At 70.1% G+C, this 25,607-nt stretch carries 19 protein-coding genes; 9 read left to right on the top strand and 10 right to left on the bottom strand.

Annotated elements, in window-relative coordinates; genetic code table 11:
* Window positions 1-111: 111 nt before the first annotated feature.
* Window positions 112-2,439 (top strand): MMPL family transporter, encoded by a 2,328-nt coding sequence (locus tag ABTZ03_RS09910; RefSeq protein ID WP_350512380.1) that lies wholly within the window; start codon window positions 112-114, stop codon window positions 2,437-2,439.
* A gap of 57 nt (window positions 2,440-2,496) precedes the next feature.
* Here ABTZ03_RS09910 and ABTZ03_RS09915 read toward each other — a convergent pair whose 3' ends face one another.
* The 10 genes from ABTZ03_RS09915 to ABTZ03_RS09960 all read right to left on the bottom strand — a co-directional run bounded on the left by ABTZ03_RS09915 (window position 2,497) and on the right by ABTZ03_RS09960 (window position 15,252).
* Complete coding sequence (locus tag ABTZ03_RS09915; protein WP_350512381.1) at window positions 2,497-3,426, bottom strand: phenylalanine 4-monooxygenase; 930 nt, start codon at window positions 3,424-3,426, stop codon at window positions 2,497-2,499.
* Between the two features lie 265 nt (window positions 3,427-3,691).
* Window positions 3,692-5,104, bottom strand: a complete 1,413-nt coding sequence (locus ABTZ03_RS09920; protein ID WP_350512382.1) for a glycosyltransferase 87 family protein — start codon at window positions 5,102-5,104, stop codon at window positions 3,692-3,694.
* 198 nt (window positions 5,105-5,302) lie between these two features.
* Window positions 5,303-6,235 (bottom strand): hypothetical protein, encoded by a 933-nt coding sequence (locus ABTZ03_RS09925; protein ID WP_350512383.1) that lies wholly within the window; start codon window positions 6,233-6,235, stop codon window positions 5,303-5,305.
* Window positions 6,232-6,747, bottom strand: a complete 516-nt coding sequence (locus ABTZ03_RS09930; RefSeq protein ID WP_350512384.1) for a SigE family RNA polymerase sigma factor — start codon at window positions 6,745-6,747, stop codon at window positions 6,232-6,234. Before ABTZ03_RS09930 ends, ABTZ03_RS09925 begins: the two co-directional genes overlap by 4 nt.
* 1,012 nt (window positions 6,748-7,759) lie before the next feature.
* Complete coding sequence (locus ABTZ03_RS09935) at window positions 7,760-9,469, bottom strand: carbamoyltransferase N-terminal domain-containing protein (RefSeq protein WP_350512385.1); 1,710 nt, start codon at window positions 9,467-9,469, stop codon at window positions 7,760-7,762.
* 358 nt (window positions 9,470-9,827) lie between these two features.
* Window positions 9,828-11,024 carry a hypothetical protein gene (locus tag ABTZ03_RS09940; RefSeq protein WP_350512386.1) on the bottom strand — a complete coding sequence of 399 codons (1,197 nt, stop codon included), beginning with the start codon at window positions 11,022-11,024 and terminating at the stop codon, window positions 9,828-9,830.
* Entirely contained in the window at window positions 11,021-12,265 is a 1,245-nt protein-coding gene (locus ABTZ03_RS09945) for an MFS transporter (RefSeq protein ID WP_350512387.1), read from the bottom strand. The genes ABTZ03_RS09940 and ABTZ03_RS09945 overlap by 4 nt, the downstream gene beginning before the upstream one ends.
* Window positions 12,262-12,960 carry a YqcI/YcgG family protein gene (locus ABTZ03_RS09950; RefSeq protein ID WP_350512388.1) on the bottom strand — a complete coding sequence of 233 codons (699 nt, stop codon included), beginning with the start codon at window positions 12,958-12,960 and terminating at the stop codon, window positions 12,262-12,264. The genes ABTZ03_RS09945 and ABTZ03_RS09950 overlap by 4 nt, the downstream gene beginning before the upstream one ends.
* Window positions 12,941-14,176 carry an ATP-grasp domain-containing protein gene (locus tag ABTZ03_RS09955; protein WP_350512389.1) on the bottom strand — a complete coding sequence of 412 codons (1,236 nt, stop codon included), beginning with the start codon at window positions 14,174-14,176 and terminating at the stop codon, window positions 12,941-12,943. The genes ABTZ03_RS09950 and ABTZ03_RS09955 overlap by 20 nt, the downstream gene beginning before the upstream one ends.
* Window positions 14,173-15,252 (bottom strand): ATP-grasp domain-containing protein, encoded by a 1,080-nt coding sequence (locus tag ABTZ03_RS09960; RefSeq protein WP_350512390.1) that lies wholly within the window; start codon window positions 15,250-15,252, stop codon window positions 14,173-14,175. Before ABTZ03_RS09960 ends, ABTZ03_RS09955 begins: the two co-directional genes overlap by 4 nt.
* A 582-nt stretch (window positions 15,253-15,834) precedes the next feature.
* Between ABTZ03_RS09960 and ABTZ03_RS09965 the strand changes: the two genes are divergently transcribed.
* The 8 genes from ABTZ03_RS09965 (at window position 15,835) to ABTZ03_RS10000 (ending at window position 25,569) form a co-directional block, all read left to right on the top strand.
* Window positions 15,835-17,181, top strand: a complete 1,347-nt coding sequence (locus tag ABTZ03_RS09965; protein ID WP_350512391.1) for a phosphotransferase — start codon at window positions 15,835-15,837, stop codon at window positions 17,179-17,181.
* A gap of 42 nt (window positions 17,182-17,223) precedes the next feature.
* Complete coding sequence (locus ABTZ03_RS09970) at window positions 17,224-17,682, top strand: NUDIX domain-containing protein (RefSeq protein WP_350512392.1); 459 nt, start codon at window positions 17,224-17,226, stop codon at window positions 17,680-17,682.
* Window positions 17,683-17,736: 54 nt separating this feature from the next.
* Window positions 17,737-18,780, top strand: a complete 1,044-nt coding sequence (locus tag ABTZ03_RS09975) for an alcohol dehydrogenase catalytic domain-containing protein (RefSeq protein ID WP_350512393.1) — start codon at window positions 17,737-17,739, stop codon at window positions 18,778-18,780.
* Window positions 18,781-18,895: 115 nt separating this feature from the next.
* Window positions 18,896-20,614 carry a carbamoyltransferase family protein gene (locus tag ABTZ03_RS09980; RefSeq protein WP_350512394.1) on the top strand — a complete coding sequence of 573 codons (1,719 nt, stop codon included), beginning with the start codon at window positions 18,896-18,898 and terminating at the stop codon, window positions 20,612-20,614.
* 143 nt (window positions 20,615-20,757) lie between these two features.
* Complete coding sequence (locus ABTZ03_RS09985) at window positions 20,758-21,954, top strand: aminotransferase class I/II-fold pyridoxal phosphate-dependent enzyme (RefSeq protein ID WP_350512395.1); 1,197 nt, start codon at window positions 20,758-20,760, stop codon at window positions 21,952-21,954.
* A 32-nt stretch (window positions 21,955-21,986) separates the two neighbouring features.
* Window positions 21,987-22,820, top strand: a complete 834-nt coding sequence (locus ABTZ03_RS09990) for a hypothetical protein (RefSeq protein WP_350512396.1) — start codon at window positions 21,987-21,989, stop codon at window positions 22,818-22,820.
* 56 nt (window positions 22,821-22,876) lie between these two features.
* Window positions 22,877-23,917, top strand: a complete 1,041-nt coding sequence (locus ABTZ03_RS09995; protein ID WP_350512397.1) for an inosamine-phosphate amidinotransferase 1 — start codon at window positions 22,877-22,879, stop codon at window positions 23,915-23,917.
* On the top strand, window positions 23,914-25,569 hold the full coding sequence (locus ABTZ03_RS10000) for a thiamine pyrophosphate-binding protein (RefSeq protein WP_350512398.1): 1,656 nt from the start codon (window positions 23,914-23,916) through the stop codon (window positions 25,567-25,569). The genes ABTZ03_RS09995 and ABTZ03_RS10000 overlap by 4 nt, the downstream gene beginning before the upstream one ends.
* Window positions 25,570-25,607 lie beyond the last annotated feature (38 nt).

A 25,607-nucleotide genomic window follows, 5' to 3' on the forward strand; every position in this document is an offset into this window, starting at 1 on the left:
TGCGCCGGAACCCCCCGGCTACCGCACCCCGCACCCCGCACTCTGCACCACAGCCGGAGGAACATCGTGATCCGCGCCCTGACCGGATTCTCCACCAGGAATCCGTGGAAAGTGATCACCGTATGGACGGTCCTGGGACTACTCCTGACCGTCCTGAGCCAGACCCTGATCTACCGGGTGACCGAGACGCAGACGGCCGACTTCCTGCCGAAGAGCTACGACTCGGCCGCGGCGATGCAGATCGCCCACGACCGCTTCGGGACGAAGCCCGACGCCAACCCGGTGACCGTCCTGGTCGCCCGGACCGACGGCCGGGCACTGACCCCCGCGGACCACGAGCAGATCGACGCCGGGACGAAGCGGCTGAGCCGCCTCAAGGTCACCATGCCCAAGCCCAAGGACGCGGCGCCCTTCCAGAAGGACTACTCGCAGATCCCCCAGGTCGGCCCGGCCATGACGGCGCCTGACGGAACCTTCGAGCTGCTCTCCGCCAACCTCACCGGAAACCCCGCCGACCCGGGCCTGGAGAACACCTTCCGGGCGTTCCGGGACAACGCCCGGGCTGAATTCGCCGCGCAGGGCCTGCGCACCGGCTTCACCGGCTCACTCGCCGACCAGGTCGACTCCGCCGACGACGGGAAGACCCTCGCGACCATCGCCGGCGCCGCCTCCGCCGCCCTGATCGTGCTGCTCCACATCCTGGTGTTCCGCAGCGTCCTGGCCGCCCTGCTGCCGCTGCTCTCGGTGGCCCTCATCGGCGGCGTGGCCAGCGGCGCGATCGTCGGCACCTCGCTGCTCACCGGCATCAAGCTCTCCCCCTCCGTGCCGAGCCTGATCAGCGTGGTGCTCATAGGCATCGGCATCGACTACTTCCTGTTCCTGATGTTCCGCTTCCGCGAGCAGCTGCGGGCCCGACCCGACCGCCACCACCGTGCCACCGCCGCCGAGGTCGGTCAGAAGGTCGGCACCGCGATCACCTCGGCCGCGCTGACCATCGTCGCCGCCTTCGCCACCCTCGGGGTCGCCAGCTTCGGCCAGTTCCGGGTGCTCGGCCCGGCCGTCGCGGTGTCGGTCCTGGTCATGCTGCTGGCCAGCCTCACCCTGATGCCCGCCGTGCTCGCGGCCTGCGGACGCAAGCTCTTCTGGCCCTCCCGCGCCCTCGCGGCCGAACCCCGCCCCGGCGCCACGGCCCGCTTCGCCGACCTGGTGACCCGCCGACCGCTGGCCATGGCCCTCGCCTCGCTCGCCCTCCTGGGCGCCCTGGCCGCCGGGCTGGCCGGGATCAAGATGGACTACGGCATGGGCGGCGGCCCGCGCACCGCGTCCCAGACCACCGCCCAGGAGATCTCCCACGCCCTGCCCGCCGGCGTCTCGGACCCGACCAGCGTCTACGTCCAGACCAAGAACGCCGGCCCGCTCTCCCCCGCAGCCCTGGACGGCCTGACCCGGCACCTCACCGGGGTCACCGGCGTCGGCCAGGTGGCCAAGCCGGTCCTGAGCGAGGACAAGCAGGCCGCCCGCATCGACCTCTTCCTCACCGAGGACCCGCAGTCCCAGCAGGCCCGCGACCTGGTCTCCGGCCCGATCCGCGCCGCCGTCTCCCAGCACACGCCCGCCGACCTGACCGCCCACGTCGGCGGCACCGCGGCCGTCTTCGCCGACGTCTCCACCGCCGCCAGCCACGACCTGCGGCTGGTCTTCCCGGTCGCGGCGGTACTGATCGGGGTGATCCTCCTCCTGCTGCTGCGCAGCCTGCTCGCACCGGTGATCCTGATGCTCTCCGTCGGCCTCGGCTTCGCGGCCACCCTCGGCGCGGCCACCCTGATGTTCCAGCACACGATGGACAACCCGGGCGTCAACTTCATGCTGCCCCTGGTCCTGTTCCTGTTCGTGGTCGCGCTCGGCACCGACTACAACATCCTGATCAGCGACCGGATCCGCGAGGAGATGGCACAGCCCGGCCCGCCCCGGGCCGCAGTCGCCCGCGCCCTCCGGCACACCGCCCCGGCCATCGCGACGGCGGGCCTCGTCCTGGCCGGCTCCTTCGCCAGCCTCGCCGCGAACCCGCAGCCCTCCAACCAGCAGGTCGGCTTCGCCACCGGCGTCGGCATCCTGCTCTCCGCGTTCGTGCTCTCCATCGTGCTGGTCCCCGCCCTGGCCGCCCTCCTCGGCCGCGCCCTCTGGTGGCCCCTCCGCCCCGGCCGCACGGCCGCCCGCCCCACCGCCGAGCACCCCACGGACATCCAGCAGTCCCCGTGGCCCACCCCGCCGCACCAGGACACCCACCCGTTCCCCTACGCCCACCCCCAGCCGTACGCACCGCAGCAGGAACAGCACCCGGACACCCACCCCTTCCCCTACACCCACCCCCAGCCATACGCACCGCAGCAGGAACAGCACCCGAACTCCGCCTGGGCCCCTCCGAGCCACCACTCGTAGGCCCCGCCCGAAACAGCACAGGTGAGAGCCGGCACTCGGTCCCCCGAGTGCCGGCTCTCACCTGTCGGCCTCACCGCCGGGCTGGTCGGGGCGTGCCATGAATCCGCGCTCACGCAGCGGTGGCAGGCCGTGGCGGGCGCCGGTGTCCTCGTCGAAGTCGTCGAGGAACCCGTGCAGGTGTTCGGCGAGGCGGGGTAGCGAGTCGACGGCGTAGAGGACCGGCTGGTAGCCGGCGACCTGGTAGGGAACGCGGACCAGCTCGGGGATGCTGAACGGCCGGATGTCGGCCCGGGTGAAGCATCCCAGTTCTCCGTAGGAGGACAGCAACGCGGCGCCGTACGCCTTGGGGCGGCCCGCTTCCCAGGCGACGCCGTACTCCAGGGTGAACCAGTAGACGCGGCTGATCAGGTCCAGGGCGTCCGCCGACTCCACCCGGGCCGCGGCGCGGCCGACGGTGCGGTAGAGGTCGGCGAACCACGGATCGCACAGGTGGGTTCCGTGGCCGAACACGTCGTGCAGGATGTCCGGCTCCGGCGTGTACAGCGGCATCGCCGGGTGGCGGACGTACTGCACCGCGTGGAAGTAGCCGTCCGCCATGGCCCCCAGGAACCGCTTGTTGGGCACGATCCCGCCGGCCAGCGTGAAGCGGAATCCGCCCAGCGGCTGCAGCCGGTCCGAGATCTCCTCGTGCTGCGGCACATGGCCGCAGGGGATCGGGGCCGCCTCCCGCGCCCGCGCCACCGCCTGGCACACGCGGCCCTCCTGCGCCCTGGTCAGGGTCGCGTGGACGGTGCGCCAGGTGTCGTGCTCGGCATCGCTGTAGACCGCGGACGGCGAGGGGGCGCCCACCCGGTGTCCCTTGGCAGCGGCCACGATCGCGTTCCGACGGCGGAGGTACCCGCGGTCGGCGAAGGCCGGATGGTCGTCGGCACGGCCCAGCCGCTCGCCCTGGGGGTCCAACGGAGTCCGACCGAACCAGTCGGTCATGCACAGCATCCTCGGGCGCCCGCTCCGCCCACGCAAGACGCCCCGGGACGCGGGTGGCGAGCGGCCCGGCCCGGAGCGTGCTCTCCACGGCCCGGTCGACGGCCACCCCGTCATCCGGACGGAGGACCGGCTGCTGCACGACAGCCCCCGGCCCGCTGCGGCGACGACTCCCCGCAGGTCACGGGCCGAGGCAGGAGCGGTTCCATCGGCCTCCACGCCGCCTCCCCCGTACCGGGGCGTCGGCAGCGGCCGTCCGACACACCTCCTACTCGTAGCGAGCGATGAGCCCGGCGCTGTCCTCGGCGCCCAGCGCGATATCGAACTCTCTCTCCAGCAGCCCCGGCAGTGCGCCCGCCGGCACCCGGCCCCCGCCCGCCACCGACTCCCCCACCCGCCGCCCCGGACACCGCGCGTGAACACCACCCGGGTGGATCACCAACTCGCGGGCGGTGGACCGGAGTACGGCGATCAGCGCCAGCAGCATCAGCACGCCGTGGGCCGGCATCGACAGGTACGGCGCCACGCCGGGCGCGATGAACTTGAGGTAGCTGCCGAAGGACGAGAGCTGGACCAGGACCGGCAGGTACCAGAGCCGGCGCGGCCGTCGGAAGGCGGCGAGCACGCTGAGGATGTCCGCGACGTAGAAATAGCGCTCGTGCATGGACGGCAGCAGGAACGGCACCGTGATCGCGAAGGCGGTGGCCAGCAGCAGGACCACCGTCGCGGTGGGCGCCGTGCGCGCGTCGCCCGCGGTGCGGTCCTCCGGTTGTGCCCGGCTGATGCGCCGTACGGCCCGGACCGCCGGCCAGATCAGGGCCAGGACCAGCAGGCCCGCGATCAGGACGCCCGCCCGGCGCACCGGGTCCTCCTCGCCGTACGGCACCGAGACGAACTGGTAGACCGTCGGCGCGTTGAGCGTGAGGTCCTGGTAGGTCCCCGTCTGCCGCACGTACACCGTCAGCAGCTGCCAGGGGTCGGAACCGAGCAGGACGGCGGGGACGTCGAGTGCCACGTACACGGCCGGGACGGCCAGCAGGCTCCGCCACGGTATCCACCGGGTCAGGACGGCGACGAGCAGCAGCGGGAACAGGAAGACCGCCTGGAGCTTGAAGGCCAGGGCGATCCCGAACAACGAGCAGGTCCACCAGGGCCGGTCGCGCAGGAGATGGTAGACGCCTGCCACCAGGAACGTGGTGAAGACCGCGTCGGATTGGGCCCACCAGCCGCTGTTGGTCACGACCGTGGGCAGGAACAGCACGATCACCGCTGCGGTGAGCGCCCGCCGGGGCCGGTGCGGCGACTGCAGCGCGACGATGCGGTAGGTGTAGTGGGCGAGCGCCAGGTCGAAGAGGATCGACAGGCACTTGACGCCCGCCATCGCCGGCACCGGCAGGTAGGTGAGCGCGGCCATGAGGTACAGGTAGGGGACGTTGTAGTCCGAGAAGTCGGCGTTGCCGAGGGCGTGGAACCCGCCCTGCTCCGTGATGTACCGGTACCAGGGGCCGAGGAAGCGGTACCAGTCCGGCGACTCGTACTCCAGCAGCAGGAACCGGACCAGGAGCGCGGCGGCCACCGCCGTCACCGCGGTCAGGACCAGGACCGTCGGGTCGGACCGGTCCGGGGGCGGTCCTTCGTTCCGGCGTGGTTCGCGTGATTCCTCGGCGGACGTCACGGACATCGGTCTCCCGTTCGACTGGGCGGAATGGTTCGCGCGGCGGGGCGCGCCGGGGCGCGGCAGGGCATGGCGAGGCACGGCGGGGTGCCCGTCGCACGGCCCGCCGGTCGTGTTCTCGTTGTTCCTCAGGGCCGCCGGCCGCCGTGCTCCTCACGAGTCGGCGTGGCGCCGGCGCTTCGCGTCAGCCCTTCGCGTCGGGCCTCAGCGGACCTCGGCCACCCGGGGGCCGTACGTCGCTACGATCTGCTCCGCCGCGGTCTGCCACTGCGGCGTGTCCACCACCACCCCGGTGCCGTCGATGGCGACCGTCACCGCCTCGATCTCCACACCCTTGGCCAGCCAGTCCGCCCGGTCCGCCCGGATCCGGGCGCCGAACGCCGACAGCTCGTCGCGCGAACCGGCCGCGACGGCGAACTGCAGCTTCACCCCCGGCCAGTCGGTCACCATCGAGGCCGCCGCCGCGTCCAGACCGCTGCCGGGGACCCGCATCAGGTAGAGCGTGTTCGTGCTCGTGTCGCGGCAGGTGCCGAAGTAGTGGTCGCGGTATTTCGCCATCGCCATGTACTCGATGGCCTGACCCGCCCGTTCGAGATCGGACTGCGGCGTCGTGGCGTACGACAGCGGCGACGGCGAGCCCGAGAGCGTGAGCCAGGACGACGGGTCGTCGGACGACGGGCCACCGGAGGACGGCGCCCCCGACGAGGGGAAGCCCGACGACGGCACCCCCGACGACGGGGCACCGGACGATGTGAGCCCACCCGGCGACGGGGAGTCCGACAGCACCTGCTTCCCGTGCTGGTGCAGGCCCGGCGTCCGCCAGTCCGTGGGCCCGTTCGCACACCTCAGGATCACGGCGACCGGGCTCGTCGCTCCCGGCGTCGGGCTCACCAGGCTCATGCCCGCACCGGCCGGGCCCGTCCGGGAGTCCCCGGAACCGCCGCCCAGCTGTGTCAGCACCCCCACCCCGACGGCCAGCACCGCCACCGCTGCCACTCCCCGCACGGCCCTCAGCCGCCGCGCCCGCCGCCGCCCGGCCGCGTGCAGCTCGGCCAGCGGCGCGCTGCCGCCGACCCACACCGCACGCTCCGCGAGCCGGCCCGCCAGCTCTTCCTCGAACGCGGCCTCAGCGCTCACGGCCCCACCAACTCCCTCACCAGTTCCATTTCCTGCCGAAGCGCCTTGATCCCGCGCGCCAGGTGCGTCTTCGCCGTGGGCAGCGAACACCCCAGTTCCTCCGCCACCTGCGCGACCGGCAGATCCAGGTAGTAGCGCAGCACCACCGCCGCCCGCTGCCGCCGCGGCAGCCCGGCCAGCGCCGCCGCCAACTGGTCGTCCCACCCGCTCTCCTGGACCACCGGCCGGTCCGGCAGCACGGAGGTGAGCTCCTCCCGCCTGGTCCGGCGCCAGCGCGAGACGTGGGTGCGGACCATCGTCGTACGGACGTACCCCTCGGCCGCCCCCGCGTCCCGGATCACCGACCGCTTCGGGTAGACCCGCACCAACGCGTCGTGCAGGAGGTCCCGGGCGTCGTGAACGTTCCCGGTGATCAAGTACGCCCCCCGCAGCAGGGCCTGGTACCGCGCCGCGACGAACTCGTCGAACGGGTCGGATCGGCAGCCCCCCGGGCGCATCGGTTCGCGCTTCATACTCCTTGGACGCACCACCCGCCGAAAACGGATGACACGACTTCGCGATCAATTTCCGCAGGCGTGACGGGTCGGTGCTCCGGTGGTGGGCCCTGGCCGTGGGCCGGGGGTCCACGGACCGGTGGAGAAGCACCGGACCGTGACGGGGCCGTGTCCCCGGGCCGGGGACCGGCAACCGCGGACGTCACGGCCCGACCGTGCCGTGCTCCCCGCTCCCGCGCGGCAGCTGTTCGGCCGCGCCAACTTCGACCTCCTGCGCAAGCGCGTCCTCCGCGCGGCATGAGACCGCTGAGTGTGGGGGTCCCATCGGGGCTGGACTGCGATGGCGCCAAGCACGACGGCTGGCACGGAAAGTCATAGCTTGATCGTTGCTATTTTGCGATTCAGGGCTCTGGTCCCTGAGGAAGCACCCTCCACCGACGCATACAGCGGCTACGGTCCAAGAGCGGAAGCAGCGGAGGGGGAGACCAGTGAGTCAGTGGCAGGACTTCACCACAGGCAAGCGGATCAAGATGCTCCGTGGAAAGGCGCCGAGTACAAGCAGTGGCGGCCCCTGCAGCGCTACACCGGCCGCCGCGAGGGCCACACGTGGCGTTGGCCTTCAAAACCACAACCGGGTCTTGAAGGCCAACGCTGTCGTATGGGGTGGGTGTGGATACCGATACAGCCGAAGGAGGCGGGGATCGGCGCACGAGCAAAGTGTGTCCCCTTGACCCCCAGTCGACCAGCCGCTGCATCGACGAATCCGGCCGGCCCCCAGGTCCGGCTCCTGCGGGCGAATCACGGCCGCTTACCCACCGACTACGGATCGTGATCTTCTGGGCGGTGTGTCGTCTTGAGCGTGTCTTCGCCGGCTGGTTCCGAGTACTTCCGCACCGCCCCACGCACTCTGTCGCCACAGCAGCACGGTCGCGAACTCATCGACAAGTAGCTGTGGTTCGAGTCCCGGGCGTTGCATGCTCGTGGAGCGGAGGGCCGGACGCAGCTTCCGGCCTTCGGTTCCGGGTGCCGGTCAAATCTTGCTGTAGAGGATCCCGTCGGCCCACACGTGGTCAGTCCGGCCCCACTTCATGGCCGAGGCGGCGTCCGGGAAGAAGCTCCTGCCGTTCAGGTTGGCGCTGGTGTTGCACAGCACCGGGACGCCGCTGAGCACGTGGTAGGCGCGCAGCAGGTCGGTGAGGACCGGGTCCTCGTCGACGCTGACGGTCTGCAGGCGGGCGGTACCGTCCAGGTGGATGACCGCGGGGATGCGGTCGATCCAATCCGGCCGGACGTCGTGGTCGAAGAGCATGTACGGGTCCGGGGTACCGGGGTTGAAGATCTCCTCGGCGTGCTCGACGAGGCAGATCGGGGCCACCGGCCGGTAGTACTCCCGGTCCTTGATCTCGTTCAGCACGTCCTTCGTCTTGGTGTCGGTGGCCGCGGCGATGATGCTGCGCGCGCCGAGCGCGCGTGGGCCGAGCTCCGCGTTCCCGCGCAGGAAGACCAGCGGCTTGCCGGTCTCGTGGAGGATCTCGGCGACCTCCTCGACGGTGCAATCGCGCGAGGTCCACCCGGCCGGGACGGCCGGGGTCGGGACGAGGGCCGGCCCGGTGCGGGCGTGCCACTGGACGGCGGAGACGCCATTCATGTGCGCGTACGCGGCACAGGCGGTGCCGATGGCGGAGCCCGAGTCGTCGGGGAACGGCGGCACCCAGACGTCGTTGAAGAGCGGGTGGGCGCGCAGCGCGCTGTTCCACTTGATGTTCAGCGCGCAGCCGCCGGCGAAGGCGAGGTTCCAGGGGCCGTCGCCCTTCCATCGGCGGATCTTCTCGACGATCCGCTCGACGAGGAGGTCCTCCATGAACTGGTGCATGCTGGCGAGGACGTCCTCGTCGCTGACGCCGAGCGTGCCGATGCGCTCGGCGGCGTCGCTGAGGTACTTGTGTACGTACCGGTGCGAGGGTTCGCCGTTGCTGCCGCAGCCGGTGACGGCGCGGCGGTACTCGGCGACGGCGTCGGTGGACGCCTCGAAGTTGTGGTGGAAGGCGTCACGGAGCGCCTCCTGGATCGCGTCCTTGGGCTGGCCGAGCGCGATGTAGGCCATCAGCTTGCCGGCGACGGACAGGTCGTCGACGACCCTGGAGCGGTCCGCGCTCTTGCGCGCCCACGGGCCGTAGTACTGGGCGGACATCGCGTAGGAGTGACCGATCAGCGGGAAGACCTCGCCACCGTTCTCGACGGTGCCGCGGGCGGCGTCGACGAAGTACAGGCGGGGGAAGGTGCCGCCGTCCCAGACCAGGACGAAGGAGTCCTCGCCGCGGGCGGCGAAGGGGCTGGAGCAGTAGGCCGCCGCGAAGTGGCTCGACACGTGGACGAAGCTCTCGTACCGCACCGACTGGCCGCCGATGGGGATTTCGCCGGTACAGCCGGGGCGGACGAGGCTCGGCACGTCGTCGTTCTCGCGGTAGGGCGCCACGGTCAGGTCGAGCGGGCGGCCGTTGTCGAGCACGGAGATCCGGCCGGCCTCCCGGCCGTCCCAGCCGTCGAGCGCCCAGTGGTCGACGTCCGAGACCTTGAAGCCCTGGCTCGCGAGCAGTTCGGGGACCAGGCTGAGGTCGGCGACCGGGCTGTAGCGGGGATTGTTGTTGAGCTTCTGGACCTCGATGTGGAACAGGAGCTTGTCATCCTCGAGGAGTGCGAGTCCGCCGCTGTGCGTCAGCTTGAGGCCTGCAGTGATCATGGTGGTTCTTCCTGTCGGATTCGGATCTTGGGCGAAGAGAACAAGCGGCCGGACCGGCGGTCGCGGCGAATGGGTTCGGCACGTGGCGCCGGACCGGCTGAATTGCGGAGAACTGTGGAGAACCGGGCGCAGCGAGATTCGTCTGCGGGAGGGCCACCGGCATGGACACCGGAGAATCGACCTCGGCCAGCGGCTACCGCCGCGACCGCCGTGCGGGCGAGGACCAGGGAAAGGTGCGGGCGCCGTGTCCCGCCGCCCGGGGGCGGCTCCGGCGGGGGCCGACCGGGCCAAGTCCCCGGAAGGCCGCGAATCCGGTCAGCCGCGCATCAGGCCGCCCACCCCTGAAGAAGCCCCCGGTTCAGTCGGCGGCAGCGACCTCCTTGAGGAAGGTGAGCTTGGAGCGATACCCGCGGGAAGCCTCCACACCCCACTTTTCGAGCAACCGCTGGGCCTCGTCCGCCAGCCTGTTCAGTTCGGGCTCGATGGTCGCCGCCTCGGCACCATGGCAAGCGCGGGTCTTGTGGTACTCGATCTCCAGTTGGCGCATCACCCGACCGTTCGCACGGACCTCGTCCGTCTCCAGGCCGAAGAAGTGACCGGCCACGGCCGACTCGACGTTGACGTCGAACCTCGTCCGGACGAGGTGCGGAAGACGGCGGAGCCGTACTCCGGGGAGGGCCGACGTGATGTAGTCGGCGAACTGCTCCGGACCGAGCCGGACGCCCTCGTCGAACCGCTCGATGCGGCGGAGGGCGTCCTCCTCGAAGAACTTGTACTTCACCACGAACGTGCCGTCAGGGTCCTTCATGAACGCCACGTAGCCGCTCCGGCCATCGGCGTCGTGGACCTCGAAGGTGTCCTGCTCGTAGGTCCAACGCTGCAGTTCGTTGCCGAGGTCGGGGAGGAAGCCGGGCAGCTCCCGGGTCTGCACGGCATCGGCGAGACGACTGGCGATCTCCCACGGGGAGGTCTCCGTCCGGAGAGTGAGCTTCAGCTCGATCTCGACGTCGCTCTCGAACCGGGTGGTCTGAGCCACCTCGTCCGTGAACCTGTGCAGCAGGACGGGCTGCTCTGCGCAGGCCACCCGAACGGCCGCCACCGGTGACGCACCGGTCGGGGTCTCCCCGGCCCAGATCCGCGAGAACAGCAACCCGGACTCCCGGATCCTGGAGCAGCTGTACACGTAGGCCCGGGTGGCCGTGTGGGACACCTGCTCGGTCACCAGGAAGGCGGGCACCAGCCTGGGCCGGGCATCGGCTCCCTCCTTGCCGACGGCGTCGAACCGCAGCGCGTCCGCGCGCAGATCGAACGGCAGATGGGTCCAGACCGGTGCCGCCGGCCCGCACTGAAGGCTCTCGACAACGTCGCCGGTCCGGCTCAGCACCTGAACACGGTCCGCGGTGACCTCCCCGTACCGGAGCCACTCCGTGGTGCCGCCCGAACCGGTGAACGGGGCGAGACGGACCGCGAGGAGCGAGGAAGATGTGGGTGACCCGACTCCGGGGAAGCTCGCGCCGATCTCGTCGAGCACCAGCCAGCTGGTCGTGTGGGTCATGAAGGGTTCCTCTCCGCAGGAATACGAGCGGGTTCCGTCCGCTCTGTCCGGTAGGTGTGGCCCGCCCAGACGGCGAGCGAGACCGCCGACAGCAGCAGCGCCGGCACCCAGAACGAGAAGCCGTCGAATCGTGTCGCCCAGGCGTAGATCAGACCGGACAGCGGGATCGCCCCGGTGATGAACATGCGGATCGCAGCGTTGACCCGGCCCGCGATGTCGACCGGAATGGTGCCCTGGCGGTAGGTGATGGAGGCGACGTTGCTCGCTCCGAGGCAGAGCGTCACGGCGGCGTAGCCGATGACCGTGGCGGCCAGGACCGGCAGGGCGAGCACCCCGAGGAAGACCAGCAGTGTGGCCTGGAACAACAGGATCCGCCGCTCCACCGACCAGTGCGGCAGGATGTGCGGCGACAGCCTGCTTCCGAGGGCCCCGAACAGCAGTCCAGCCGCGAGGACCAGTGAGATCAGGCGGGCGTCGAGCCGCTCCTCACCGAACACCGTGACCAGCACGGTCTCCAGCTCTCCCACGGCCAGATTGGACACCGCCAATGTCACGACCAGCCAGAGGACGTCCGGCCTCGCGACCCAGCGCAGTCCCATCAGCAGATCCTGACGGATACCGGTCCGGACCCCGGTCGAGGGGATCCGGGGCAGGAACAACGTCACCAGGCCGGCCGCGGCGTAGAGGGCGGCAATGACCCAGGACGCGAACTCCGGCCCACGGGCCGTGATCGCGACTCCGCCGAGGAGCAGCCCGCCCACCTTCGACAGCTCGATGGCCGAGGACAGCTTCGCCACGGCGACGGCCTGTTTCTCCGCCTCGACCAGTTTGGGGATCAGCACGAACTGGCCGGTGATCGTGACCGCCACCGCTCCGAAGCCGGACAGCAGGAGCAGCGCCCCCAGCGCGATCCGGTCGGTGAGCATCAGTGCCACCAGCACCATGCAGATCGCCTGGACCAGCTGTGCCCAGGTGAAGACCGTCCGCTTGTCGAAGCGGTCGATGAGGGAGCCGAGCAGGGGGGAGGCGATGAACGGCAGCGCCCGCAGGGCGAAGGCTGCCAGGGCGATGGCCGGCGAGTTGGTCTCGGACAGCACGGCGAGCGGGACGACGACGCCCAGCTGCCAGTCCGCGATCTTCGACAGGATCGACGCCGCTATGACGATCCGGAGCGACCGCACGGTTTCGCGGTCGGTCGCCATCGCAGGTGAACGCTCGCTCTTATCGTCCGTGGTGCTCACGGCTGTTCTCCTTCGGTCACGTCGATGGTCTCCAGCCCGTCACCGAGGAAGAACTGGAGTGCTTCCCGGCTGTCGGGGTCGCCGTAGCTGCCAAGGGCGGGATGTGCTTCGACGTCGTCGTAGACGGCCAGCCGCCTGCGGATGGTCTCCCGCGCGCGGGGCGTGGCCCGTCCCTGCCGGTCGAAGGACTCCCTGGCCTGAGCGATGATGGTGAACCGGGATCCCACGTTCCGGCTGCGCCTGGCCTTGTGGCGGGGGGAGCTGAAGTTGAAGAACAGGCCCACGCCATCGAGCCACAGCTGCCAGTCGGGGTCCCGCGGGTCGGGGAACGCCTGGTCCGGATGGTCGAGGGCGTTCTGCCGCATGACCGCGCGCACGATGCTCCGGGCAAGGGCGAGGTCGTCGTCGAGGGACGGTTCGCCCGGCTGGTCGACGAAGACGACGCCGATTGCGTCCGGCAAGTCCTGGATGATTCCGGTCAGTTCGCGCAGGGCCGCGACCGCGGCGTTCTCGACATCGCCGTCGGAGCCGGAGATGGCTCCGAAGAACAGCTCCGATGTGCTGAACGGCAGCATGGAGAAGACGCACGGGAACTCATGGGTATTCACAACTCCGCTGAACTCGCCTACCAAATGCAGGAGTTGATTTGCTCCCGGCTCGGCGGCGCGATGCAGCTCATCGATTCGGTGCAGCATGGCTACCTTCCGGCGCATTCGTCTGCGGGGCTCGGACCACATCGAGCACCAACGCGAGCCGACGGTCGAGCTCGGCCTCCGTGTCGGCGGTCAGGACGGCCTTGTGGGCCACATCCGCGGCGTGTCGCACCCGCCCCGGGCTCTGGGGAGGCGAGTAGTGGTACGAGCGCACGCCCGGGACCCTGTCCCGGAGGTCCTCGGCGAACCGGTCCTCCCCGCCGGCGGAGGGGTAGACCAGGATCAGGCCCGTCGCATGGGGCGGCTGCGCGATCGTCGCGGGCAGGGTCGGCTCGACTCCCGACTGCAGTTCGACCGCGGCTCGCACGACGTCGACACCGTACGCGGTGTGGAGCAGGCCGCTGATGCCGGCGCCGGGCGGCCGGGCGGCTGCCTCGCAGAAGACCAACTCGCCGCTGGGCCTGCGGAAGAACTCGACATGGGTGACCGCGGAGCCTGGTGACAGGATCCCGAGCACGTGTTCGTTCTCGGCGAGGAGCGATTCGCGCACCGCTCCCCCGGTCAGGACGACACTGCCGCTGACACCACCCGGCTTGAAAGCGCCCGGAGGCGTGAGGTAGCGGGACACCGCGGTGAAGAGGATCCGCCCGTCCCGGACGACCGAGTCGCAGTGGTACATGGCCCCGGTGACGAACTCCTCGGCCTCGATCTGGTCGCCCCCGGCCTCCAGTTCCCGTGCCGCGGCGTTCGCGGCGGCGAGGTCGTCGACGATCCGCACCTGCTCTGCGCCGAGGCCCCAGCGGCTCTTGACCACGGTGCGGCCTTCCCACGGCACAGCGGTGAGTTCCTCGCCGGGCTCAAGCGCGCAGTAGCGCGGCAGCCCGGAGTACCCCGCGGCACGAAGGGTGTCCTTCATCAGCACCTTGTCCCGGAAGCGGAGCGTCGTCCCGACGTCCGGTCCGGGGAGCCCGTAGTCCTCCCTGAGGGAGGCGGCCAGGAGCAGGTCCTTCTCGTGCAGGGCGACGATCCGTTGGATCCGGTGGGTCTCGACCAGCCAGCGGGCGGCGGCCTCCAGGCGGTCCGCGAAGTACGTGTCCACCACGGTGAGATGGGGGAAGACCGAGGCGTCGTAGCCGGCCAGCCCGCCGCCGTAGGTGCGGGTGAGCAGGAATCGGTCCTCGGGCGCGGCGGGGAGATGGCCTCCCCGGTCACCGGTCGCCCAGGTGAGCACGTGGCGGTTGAGGATCAGGGTTCTCACTGGACGGTGTCCTCCGTCGTGACGATGGTGTCGGGCCCGAGTTCCGCGACAGCCCGCCGACAGGCCTCCGATGACGGACCGGTGACGGTCGCCATGCCAACCCGGTCTCCGGAGCTGTGCAGTTCGCCCACCCGGTCGCCGACCACGACGTCGACCTCCCAGCCGGCCAGGTCCGCTCCCTGGAGCGTTGCCGGCCGGTCCGCGATCGCGGTGACACGGCCCGGGGACGCGGTGAAGAAGACGTTGACGGCCGCTGCCGCCGTACCCGCGCCGCGGGTCGGGCGCACGCCCAGCGGCCACCCGAGGCTGACGCGCCGCCAGTCGATTCCCGTGGTGAGGGCCACCAGGTCGGCGATCCCGTCGCCACCGGGCCTGTTGTGGGTCTCGATGACCCGCACCGTTCCGTCGTGGACCTTGAGCTCAGTGTGGGCGGGGCCGTCCCGCAGTTCGAGCGCGTCGAGGAGTTCCCGGGTCGCCTGCTCGACCTGCGCCCGCGCCGTGCCGTCCAGCGCCGCGGGAGGCATCAGGTGCGCGGTCTCGACGAATCCGCCGCCGGTGCTCTTCTCGGCGACGGCCACGATCTCGTGCACACCGTTCGCGGAGAAGGACTCCACGCTGAACTCGGCCCCCGGTGCGAAGGCCTCGAACAGGTACTGGTCCCGTGCCGGAAGCGCCTGCGCCTCCGCCGCCGACCGCAACAGCAGGATGTCGCTGCTCCCCGTACCGGAGACCGGTTTCGCGATGACTCCGTACGCCGACGGGAAGAGTCGCTCAAGGGCCTCGTCGTCCCCGGGACCGGCGAACGGGACGCTGAGGTGGGGCGCGCGCTCCAGGAGGACGCGCCGCATCTTCGCCTTGTCCCGCATCGCCCTCACCACGGCGAGCGGTACGGCCGGGGTGCCCAGGATCCCGGACATCAGCGCGGCCGGGTCCAGAGCGTCCTCGGTGACCGACACCACCGCGGCCGGCCGTCGCGGCTGAAGGACCTTCGCGGCGAACGAGCGCACCGTCGACTCGTCCCGGTAGTCGAAGCTGAAGAGTTCGTCGACGTCGTCCCGGAGAATCTCGGGCCGCAACGACCCGGGCCGCTGGACGAATACGACCTCAGAACTGAGTGACTGGGCGACGCGCGCAATGTTTCCGGACGCGCCGACAACGACAAGACTCACGATTCCCCGCCCCCGAATGGCTGTCGCATATGAGTGATCAAGTCCCGGCCACTATGCACCACTGCGGCCGACGCATGTCAATCCGTTACTACCTGTACCACCTGTCTCACGCACTCGCCCGGGGGGGTTGTCAGGCACCATGTCGGACTTCTCCGCTATGGAGCGTTCGCCCCGGACTAGGCCACCCGGTCAGCTGGTGTCCGGTTCCGCATCCGTTCACCCGAGAGCCCGGTCAACTCAATGTCTCCGCCCTGAAACGGCTATTGACCTGCCAACATCCCAGGTGAACGGGGTGTTCTGACGGTTCGTCAGGCACGGCGCCTGCCATATAGACGTTGATCACCGTTCGCTCGGTTGATACCGTGCAGTCACGTGCTGCCGAACGGGGAGACCCGTCGAGCGCACCGAGCCGGGCGGTCTGAACGCACCTGAGCCTCCAACTGGAGTTGCCGGGAAGCGGCCCGGTGGAATCCAACGGGGGATTTTTTCATGACTGGCGAAGTCATTGGCATGCTGCGTTCCGATTTGTCCTCGGGGAGGTTCTCGGAACTTCGTTCCCGATACCGGGAGAAAACCATCCTGGAGACATTCTCCAGTGGCCGCAGGGAGACCTTTCAGGGAATCTCGGAAGCCGCCGAGAACTGGCCTGCCATAGTTCTCGGGACAGGCCGGGAAACGTATTTCTCCGTCACCGCCGAGGCCGGTGGGTATGTCGTCGACGTGCAGCGTTCGGTGTCTCCGGACAGTCGACCGGCACGGCAGATCCACACTCTGCACCTGGTCGACGGCCTGATCGAACACCATGTCGTCCACCCCGCCCGCCCCAGGGAGCCGGCCGTCCTACCGGCCGGTGCCGTCCGATCCCTGCTCGCCGATCCGATCGGCGAGTTCGACCATGACGGACTGTCCGGTGCGTCGCTGTTCCAGGCTTGGCTGGCCACCGGGGAACCCGTCGTGGTCAAGTACGTCCGGCCCGAACGGGATTGGATGGCAAGGGCGACCCACGACCCCGGACGCGAAGCGATCCTGTTCGACGAAGGGGTGCTGGCCACGCTTCCGCCGCCGCTCTCCAGTCCCGTGATCGCGACGGAGCGGGTGCCGGACGGCTGGCTCGTCGTGATGCAGGACGTCGGCGAGCACTGCCGCCGGTTCCGGTCGGCTGATCCGGGAACGGCGGGAGAGACGGCGCTCGCCGCCGTCCACGCCCTGCACACCAAGTTCACCGGTGTCCGCACGAGTGACGCGCTCTGCTCCGTCGCGGACCGGCTGCGGCTCTTCTCCCCACTGCGGCCGCTCCTGGAACTCAGGGGCAGTGACACCCTCCCGAAGACGCTCACCCACACCTGGGAGACATTCGCGGAGTTCGCCGACCCCGCCGTGTCGGCCGCCGTGCTGGGACTCGCCCTGGATCCCACCGGGCTCCTCCAGGCACTTGACCAGGCCGCCCCGAACACCCTTCTGCACGGCGACTACCGACCGGCCAACCTCGGCTTGAGCCAGGACGGAGTACACGCGCTCGACTGGGGGTTGGCCTGCCACGGCCCCGCTGTACTCGACTTCGTCTGGTACCTGTCGAACGCCGCCTGGGACGGCGACGACGAGCGGACCGGGCTGGAAACCGTGTGGGCGCGGCTCACCGGCGAGGACCCGTCCAGCCGGGCCATGGACCTCGCCGTCATCTACCACGCCGTCATGGGCGAGGTCGCCTTCCTGGTGGCCGAGGCCCGCCGCCAGCCCCCCGGATTCCCCAGGCCGTCGGACGAGACCGCGGCCTGGTGGCTGCGCCGGCTCCACCACGCCTTCGAGCGCGTGGGCGATCTGAGCCGGCCTCACTGAACGGGCAGACGTACCTCGTCTGCAATGCGAAGAACGGATCCCATGAAGATTCAGCGTGGTGTCTATCTGATCATGGTCCGGGACCGGAAGGTCCTGGCCCTGCGGCGCCTGGAGGACGAGGACCCGCTCTTCAAGGGCGTCCTCGACTACCCGGGCGGACGCATGCACGTGGGAGAGGAACCCGTCGACGCGGCCCGACGCGAAGGGCTGGAGGAGACCGGCCTGGAGGTGGAGCGCATCGAGTTCCTCCGCGAATGGGAGCACCTCTGGGACGACGGCTCCTCCTTCCACGTCACCACTTTCATCGGCTGGGACCCCGTCGGTGAAGTGACGTTGAGCGACGAGCACTCGGAGTACCACTGGCTCTCCCCCTCGCTGGTCCTCGACCAGGAGATCGCCGAGCACCAGCAGGAGTCGGAGATCTTCCGCTCGTGGCTCGACGGCTTCCAGGAGGACACCCGGCTCGTCGAGCGCAGGATCGCCGCCGGCGACGCCGGCTGAGCAGGAACCCCACCGAACCACCCGTCAGTCAGCGTACGGAAAGAGGGAGATCGCATGCTTGCGGCAGTCTTCAACGGAGTCGGCGACATCCGCGTGGAACAGGTCGCGGACGCCCGGGTCGAGTCCCCGACCGATGCCGTCGTCCGGATCCGTGCGGCAGGAGTCTGCGGGTCCGACCTGTGGTACTACCGCGGGACCGACCCTCTCGACCCGGGCTCCCGGCTCGGGCACGAGTTCGTGGGAATCGTCGAGGAGGTCGGTTCCGAGGTCACCCGGTTCCGTCCCGGCGATCGCGTGGTCGCGCCGTTCAGCTACTCCGACGGCACCTGCTCCTCCTGCCGCGACGGCCTGCCTACCTCGTGCTCCGCGGGCGGGTTCTGGGGCGGTGACGCCAGCCCCGGCGGTGCCCAGGCCGAGGCGATCCGGGTGCCCTTCGCCGACGCCAATCTGGTCCGGGTGCCGAGTGCCGGCGACTCGGCAGCGGATCTGCTTCCGTTCCTGGTGCTGGCCGACGTCCTTCCGACCGCCCTGCACGCGGTGACCACCGGCGAAGTCGGCCCGCGCTCCACGGTGACGATCGTCGGTGACGGACCGGTGGCCCTGGCCACGGTCCTCTGCGCGCTGCGGCAGGGCGCCGAGCAGGTGCTCGTCCTCGGCCACCACCCCGAGCGGCTGGCGCTGGCCGAGAAGTTCGGCGCCACCTCCACCGCGGTGTCCCCGGACGACGCGGAGGCGGTCACCGAGCTGGTCCGCCGGGAATTCGGCGACCGGTCGTCGACGGCCATCGACTGCGTCGGCACGCAGTCCTCGGTGGACTCGGCGCTGGCGGCCGTACGGGACGGCGGAGTGTTCAGCTACGTCGGTCTGCCGATCACCGGAGCCCAGGTGACGTTGCTGGATGTGTTCGACCGGAACGTTTCCATCCGCGGTGGCATCGCACCCGCCCGCCGGTACATCCCGGAGCTGCTCCACGACCTGGCCGAAGGCCGGATCGACCCATCGCCCATGTTCGAACAGCTGCTGCCGCTGACCGAGGTCCAGGCGGCCTACGCCGCGATGGACCAGCGCCTGGCCGTCAAGGCGGCCGTCCTCCCGTAGACCGCGCTGGCGGACCCCCTCCGGTGGTCCGCACCGACAGACCCCTTCCGCGTTCGCCACATCGCACCCCGATGCCCGCCGCGCGTTGTCAGAAACAACAGACCAGGAGTGCAAGTTGAGCAAGGCCCCTGTGGTTCTCGGCATCAACAACGTCTACCACGAGTCCTCGGCGGTCATCGTCCGCGGCTCCGAGGTCCTCGCCTTCGCCGAGGAGGAGCGGTTCAACCGCAAGAAGCACGCCAAGCCGGCCGACATCGAGACCGTCGACGAGATCCCCGTCGCGGCGATCCGCGCCGTGCTGGAGCGGTCCGGGGTCACTGTGGACGAGATCGACCACATCGCCGGCACCTTCGACCCCAGCCTGCGTCGGCCGCCCATCGACGAGCCGACCACCGCCGGCTCGTGGGGCCACCCGGACGGCGAGAAGCTCCTGATGGAGAAGCTGGCCGCCATCCCCACCGCCGTCTCCGAGCTGCTGGGCCAGGACATCCGCGACCGCTGGACCTGGGTACCGCACGAGACGGCCCACGCGGCGAGCACCTACTTCGCCTCGCCGTTCGAGGACGCCGCGATCCTCAGCATCGACGGCATCGGTGAGCACTCCACCGCCCTGCTGGCCCACGGAAAGGGCCGCTCCGTCACCACGGTGGACACCATCACCTACCCGGACTCCCTCGGTTTCGTCTGGGAGAAGTTCGCCAAGTTCACCGGCCTCGACGACTACTCCGCACCCAAGCTCATGGCGCTGGCCGCCTTCGCCCCGCCGGAGAAGTACCGCGAGGCCTTCGCGAAGCTGGTGTCCGTCGGCCCCGAGGGCTTCACCGTCGATGCCGACGCCTTCCGCTTCCGGGTCGAGGACTACGGCCCGCTGGAGGAGTTGTTCGGCCCGCGTCGCCAGGGCGGTCCCGGTACGCCGTTCGACTACCGTTACGCCGAGGTCGCGGCCTCCCTCCAGGAGATGACCGAGCAGACGCTGTTCGCACTCGCCGAGCGGCTGAAGCGGGAGACCGGCTCGGCCAACCTCTGCCTCGCCGGCGGTGTCGCGCTGAACTGCGTCGGCATGGGCAAGCTGCTCAACGAGGGCCCGTTCGACGGCGTGTTCGTCCAGCCGCTGGCCCACGACGGCGGCACCGCACTGGGCGCGGCCCTGTGGGTGGCGAACCAGCACGGCGACTTCGACTCGCGCTTCGTCATGGAGAACCCGTACTTCGGGTCCGCGGTCAGCACGGACGCCGAGATCGAGGCGGCCATCGCCGCGGCTCCCGTCGTGGCGACCAAGCTGGAGAACGCGCCGGCGAAGGCCGCCGAGCTCGTCGCGCAGGGTCTGGTCATCGGGTGGTTCCAGGGCGCGGCCGAGGTCGGACCGCGTGCCCTCGGCAACCGGTCGCTCGTCGGCGACCCGCGGACGGCGGGCATCAAGGACCTGATCAACGTCCGCGTCAAGCACCGCGAGTACTTCCGGCCCTTCGCCCCCGCGGTGCTGGAGGAGGAGGCGGCCGAGTGGTTCGACTTCAAGCGGGAGTCGCTGTCCACCCGGTTCATGTCCTTCGCGCTCCCGGTCCGGGAGGAGAAGCGGTCCCAGGTGCCCGCGATCGTGCACGTCGACGGCACCGCGCGGATGCAGACCGTCTCGGCGGAGGTCAACCCGCGCTACCACCAGCTGATCAGCGAGTTCCACAAGCTCACCGGCGTCCCCGTCGTGGTCAACACCTCCTTCAACACCTATGACGAGCCGATGGTCTACACCCCGGCCGACGCGATCCGCACGTTCCTCCGGACCGGTATGGACGCGCTGGTGCTGCACGACTACCTGATCGAGCGCACGTCGGAGTAGCACCTGCACGCCGCAGGGTCGGGCGGACCGTTCGCGCAACCGTCCGCCCGGCTCTGGGGCCGGCAGCGTCCACACCTCCCGCGGGCCCGTCCGGGTGCCGACGGGCAATCGCGGGCGACCCGCCCGAAGACGGGGAGAGAGCCGTGTCCCACTCAACCACCGGCGCCGGCCTGGCGCCGCCGCCTCCGGACATCTACGTCGAGATCATGACCATGGCCCGGCGCCTCAACGCCGTCAACCTGGCCCAGGGCTTTCCGGAGGACGACACCGAGGACCTCGTCGAGGCCATGACGCCTGCCGTCCAGGCCGTCGACACCCAGTACGAAGCCCTGTCCGGACTGCCGCTGCTGCGCGCCGAGTTGGCCCTTCGGGCCGAGCGGCGCGGGCTCCGGTACGACCCGGAGGACGAGATCACCGTGACGCTCGGCTGCACCGAGGCAGTCGCCGCCGCGTTGCTCGCGGTCGTCCCGGCCGGCTCCGAGATCGTCACGATCGAACCGTTCTACGACAACTACCCCGGCCTGGCCCAGCTGGTGGGCGCCACCCTGGTTCCGGTCCCGCTCGCGGGACTCGACGGCGTCGGCGAGCTCCGGCTCGACGTCGCGGCCCTTCGGGCCGCGATCACACCCCTCACCCGGGTGATCCTGCTGAACACGCCCAACAACCCCTCGGGCCACATGATCACCGACGGCGAGGCGGAGGAGATCGCCCGCCTCGCCGTCGCACACGACCTCATCGTGGTCACCGACGAGGTTTACGAGGAGCACGCCTACGATCGGCCGCACATCCGGCTGGCCGGGTACCCGGGGATGCGCGAACGGACCGTCGTCTGTTCGTCGGCGTCCAAACTCCTGTCGGTGGGCGGCTGGCGGATCGGCTGGGTGTACGCGCCGCGCGAACTCAGCGCACTCGTCCAGCACCACCACCGGCACCTCACCTTCAGCGCGCCGACGCCGCTGCAGGCGGGCGTCGCCGCCGGACTCCGGTGGGCCGATGAGACCGGCTATCACGACCGTCTGCGGGCGGAGTACCGCCAACGCCGCGACATCCTGGCCGCAGGTCTGACCTCGCTCGGCCTCACGCCCCGGATTCCCCCCGGCGGGTTCTTCATCACCGCCGACGTGAGCCCGTGGGCCGCCGGCGCCTCCATCGAGGACCTGGCACGGAGCCTGGTCGCCGAGACCGGGGTCGCCGCACTGCCGATGGGCGACTTCTTCCGTGAACCGGGCACCGCCGGCAACACCTTGAGATTCGCCTTCTGCAAACCGCAGCCCGTGCTGGAAGAAGCCGTCCGTCGGCTCGGCGCCCGATTCGGCGCCAAGGCCTCCGCCCGACCCTGACGTTGAACCGAACCGACCGGAAGGAACCGGCCATGGCCGACACCGGCCTCTACATCGCAATGCTCGGCATCGACGGCACCGGCAAGACCACGATGACGAAGATGCTGTCCAGGGAACTCGAAGCCCATGGGCACGACGTCAAGCGACTCAGCTGGCGCAAGGAACTCGACGAGGCCGAGCGGCCCAACACCCGCGAGTCGCTACGGCAGTTGTGGGTCGAGTCCCTGCGACTCGTACACCTCGGCGTCGACGGCCCGGCGGCCCCCGCCTCGTACGACGAGTTCCACGCCCAGGGCTGGGAGAAGCGCTACGGCAGCGCGACCCACACCACGAACGTCCCGGCCGGACCATTGGCGGCCGCGTGGCTGGAGTGGGTCGGTCAGATCCTGCTCCGGCACGAGATCGTCGAGCCGCACCGCACCCGCGGCGTCCACGTGATCGACGAGAGCTTCAGCCTCAAGATGGCGTTCAAGGAACTCATCATCGCCGAGCGTCTGAGCACCGACCCCGCCCTCACCGAGGAGATCAAGCGGGCCCGGGACATGCTGATCGAGCTCTTCCGTGCTTGTGACCCGGACGTCGGCATCGTCGTCACCGGCCCGATCGATCAGGCGTTCCAGTGGCGCATGCGGCAGGAGGGCTCCCTGGGCAGCCTGGAGGACATGGGCGCCGCCACCGGCGACCGAGGGCAGGACGGTTTCCTCGAACTCCAGTCCGCCTGCGACGCCTTCTTCCGCGAGTGTGCCGAGAACTGGGGCTGGATCGTCCTGGAGATGGCGGACACCTCAGCCGAGGAGAACTTCGCGAAGCTCCGCGCTCAGCTCCTCGACCACCCTGCGGCCGGACGTCTGCTGAGGACCAGCTGACCGCCCGACCACATCAGCCCGGCGAACCGTCAAAGCCACAACCGAAGGAGAGCAGTATGAGCCCGGTCAGCGCGCACAACGAGTGGGACCCACTGGAGGAGATCATCGTCGGATCGGCCGTCGGTGCCCGGATCCCCCGGGCCGAGCGCTCGATCCTCACCCTGGACTACCACGACGGATTCACCGCCGAGACGCTCCCGTCCGGTCCGTACCCCGCAGACGTCGTCGAGAAGACGGAGGAAGAGCTGCAGGCACTCTGCGACGCGCTCACCGGCCTCGGCGTCACCGTTCGCCGTCCGTCCGTCGCCGACCCGGAGGCGGTGCTGCGTACCGGCCTGTGGGAGACCGACGGCTACCTGGACCACGCACCGCGCGACGTCGCCCTCGTCGTCGGTGACCTGCTGATCGACGCGCCCATGGTGGTGCGCGGTCGGGCCCTGAAGCAGGCCCTCTACAAGGACCTGTTCACCGAGTACTTCAACCGCGGCGCCCGCTGGATCTCCGCACCCCGGCCCAAGCTGGCCGACGAGACCTACCTCCCCGAGCTGCCGGAGGGCCAGCGTCTGGCCAACCTGGAACCGCTCTTCGACGCGGCCAACGTGATCCGGCTCGGCACCGACCTGCTGTACCAGGTCTCCGACGGTGGAAACGAGTTGGGGGCCCGCTGGCTCCAGGAGACCGTCGGATCCGAGTACACCGTCCACCCGTGCCGCAACCTCTACACCTCCCTGCACATCGACACCACGATCGTGCCGCTCCGTCCCGGACTCGTGCTGCTGCACCCCGAGCGAGTGAACGAGGACAACCTGCCCCCGATCCTCTCCTCCTGGGACAAGATCTGGTGCCCCGAGCTGAACGACATCGGCTTCGCCGGCTCGTTCCCGGTCAACTCCCCGTGGATCGGCATGAACATCCTCAGCGTGCGCCCCGACCTGGTCATCGCCGACCACCGCCAGCCGGAGCTGATCAAGCTGCTGGAGGCGAAGGGCATCGACGTACTGCCCCTCTCCCTCAGCCACGCGCGGACCTTCGGCGGCGGCTTCCACTGCGCGACCCTGGATGTCCGCCGGACCGGCACGCTGGAAACCTACCGGTGAAAGGCAGTCGTATCCTCCTCGACGTGCTCCACGACGAGGGCGTACAGCACGTGTTCGGCAATCCCGGGACCACGGAACTCCCTCTGATCGCCGAGCTCTCGCGCTCCGCGGGCCCGGCCTACGTGCTGGGCCTGCAGGAGAGCGTCGTCGTCGCGATGGCCGACGGGTACGCACAGGCGAGCGGGCGACCGGCGATGGTGAACCTGCACGCCATGGCCGGCCTCGGCAACGCCATCGGCAACCTGACCAACGCCCGGGTGCAAGGGACACCGCTCGTCGTCACGGCGGGCCAGGCCGACCAGCGCCACCTCGTCTCCGACCCGCTGCTGGCCGGCGACCTCACCGGCCTCGCCGCTCCGGTCAGCAAGTGGACCCACGAGGTGCGAAGAGTCGAGGACCTGGACGTGGTCATGCGCCGCGCCTTCCGTGACGCCGCATCGGCACCAACCGGGCCCGTCTTCGTCTCACTGCCCGTCGACGTCCTGGAGGCAGACGCTCCCGAGGGCACGGCTGCGGTCCACACCGTCTCCGAGCTGGACCGTGCACCGCACGGGGCACCCGTCTCGCGGCTCGCCGAGCTACTCCTGGAAACGGACCCCGACCGCCTGGCGATCGTCGCCTCCGACGACGTCGCAACCGAACAGGCAGTGGAGGAGCTCGTCGGCGTCGCCGAGGCCCTGGGCGTCCGGGTGTACGGCTCGTCCCTGCACGCCAACACTGTGTTCCCGACCGGCCACCCGCTGTGGGCCGGAGGGTTCGGACTCAGCGCCAGTGACATCCGCACCGCCCTGGCCAGGTACGATCGCGTCCTGGTGCTCGGCGGGCGCGCATTCATGGCGTACAACTACACCCCCGGGCCGCTGGTCCCAGCCGAGGTGGAACTCATCCAGATCGCACTGGATCCCCACAGCCTCGGCCGGAACGCACCCGTCCGGCTCGGACTCGTGGGACACCTGCGCACCACCTTGGGAGATCTGCGGAAGGTTCTCGCAGAGCGCGGCGATCCGGCCCGTGCCCGCGACGCCATGACCAAACTGGGCAAGGTCCACCAGGCCGCCCGGGACGCCGTCGAGGCGCACGCCATGGGCACCTACTCCCAGGTGCCGACAGCACCGGCAGCCGCGGTCCACGCCGTGTTCCGCGCCCTGCCGTCGGACATCGTCGTCGTCGACGAGTCGATGACCTGCGATGACTACGTACGCGCGTTCCACCGGGCCGATCGTCCCGGGCAGTACTACACCGCCAGGGGCAGCGGTCTCGGGTGGGGCATGCCGGCCGCCCTGGGCGTGTCGCTGGCGCGCGGTCACGAGCCCGTGCTCTGTCTCGTGGGCGACGGATCCGCCATGTACAGCCCACAGGCGCTGTGGACCGCAGCCCGGGAGCAACTCCCGGTGGTTTTCATCGTGGTGAACAACAGCCAGTACCTGATGCTGAAGAACAGCCTGCGCCACCGCTATCCGGAGCACGGGAACGGTGACCGGTTCGTGGGAATGGACATCGACCACCCCGCGATCGACTTCGTCGCCCTGGCCCGTTCCATGGGCGTCCGGGCCGAACGGGTCGAACGGGCCACCGACATCGCCGAGGCGGCGAGGGCCGCCTGGGACTCCCGAAGCCCCCGTGTCCTGGAGCTTCCCATCTCGGCCCCGTGAACCGATGACGGACGGCCGGCGGCTGCCGCACTCAGTGC

Source organism: Kitasatospora sp. NPDC096077 (genome assembly GCF_040303245.1).
Classification (GTDB): Bacteria; Actinomycetota; Actinomycetes; order Streptomycetales; family Streptomycetaceae; genus Kitasatospora.

Bases quoted from the DNA above. Each gene is read 5' to 3' on its own strand.
- ABTZ03_RS09915 (WP_350512381.1), bottom strand. From the start codon at position 3,426: ATGACCGACTGGTTCGGTCGGACTCCGTTGGACCCCCAGGGCGAGCGG.
- ABTZ03_RS09920 (WP_350512382.1), bottom strand. From the start codon at position 5,104: ATGTCCGTGACGTCCGCCGAGGAATCACGCGAACCACGCCGGAACGAA.
- ABTZ03_RS09930 (WP_350512384.1), bottom strand. From the start codon at position 6,747: ATGAAGCGCGAACCGATGCGCCCGGGGGGCTGCCGATCCGACCCGTTC.
- ABTZ03_RS09935 (WP_350512385.1), bottom strand. From the start codon at position 9,469: ATGATCACTGCAGGCCTCAAGCTGACGCACAGCGGCGGACTCGCACTC.
- ABTZ03_RS09940 (WP_350512386.1), bottom strand. From the start codon at position 11,024: ATGACCCACACGACCAGCTGGCTGGTGCTCGACGAGATCGGCGCGAGC.
- ABTZ03_RS09950 (WP_350512388.1), bottom strand. From the start codon at position 12,960: ATGCTGCACCGAATCGATGAGCTGCATCGCGCCGCCGAGCCGGGAGCA.
- ABTZ03_RS09965 (WP_350512391.1), top strand. From the start codon at position 15,835: ATGACTGGCGAAGTCATTGGCATGCTGCGTTCCGATTTGTCCTCGGGG.
- ABTZ03_RS09970 (WP_350512392.1), top strand. From the start codon at position 17,224: ATGAAGATTCAGCGTGGTGTCTATCTGATCATGGTCCGGGACCGGAAG.
- ABTZ03_RS09975 (WP_350512393.1), top strand. From the start codon at position 17,737: ATGCTTGCGGCAGTCTTCAACGGAGTCGGCGACATCCGCGTGGAACAG.
- ABTZ03_RS09990 (WP_350512396.1), top strand. From the start codon at position 21,987: ATGGCCGACACCGGCCTCTACATCGCAATGCTCGGCATCGACGGCACC.
- ABTZ03_RS09995 (WP_350512397.1), top strand. From the start codon at position 22,877: ATGAGCCCGGTCAGCGCGCACAACGAGTGGGACCCACTGGAGGAGATC.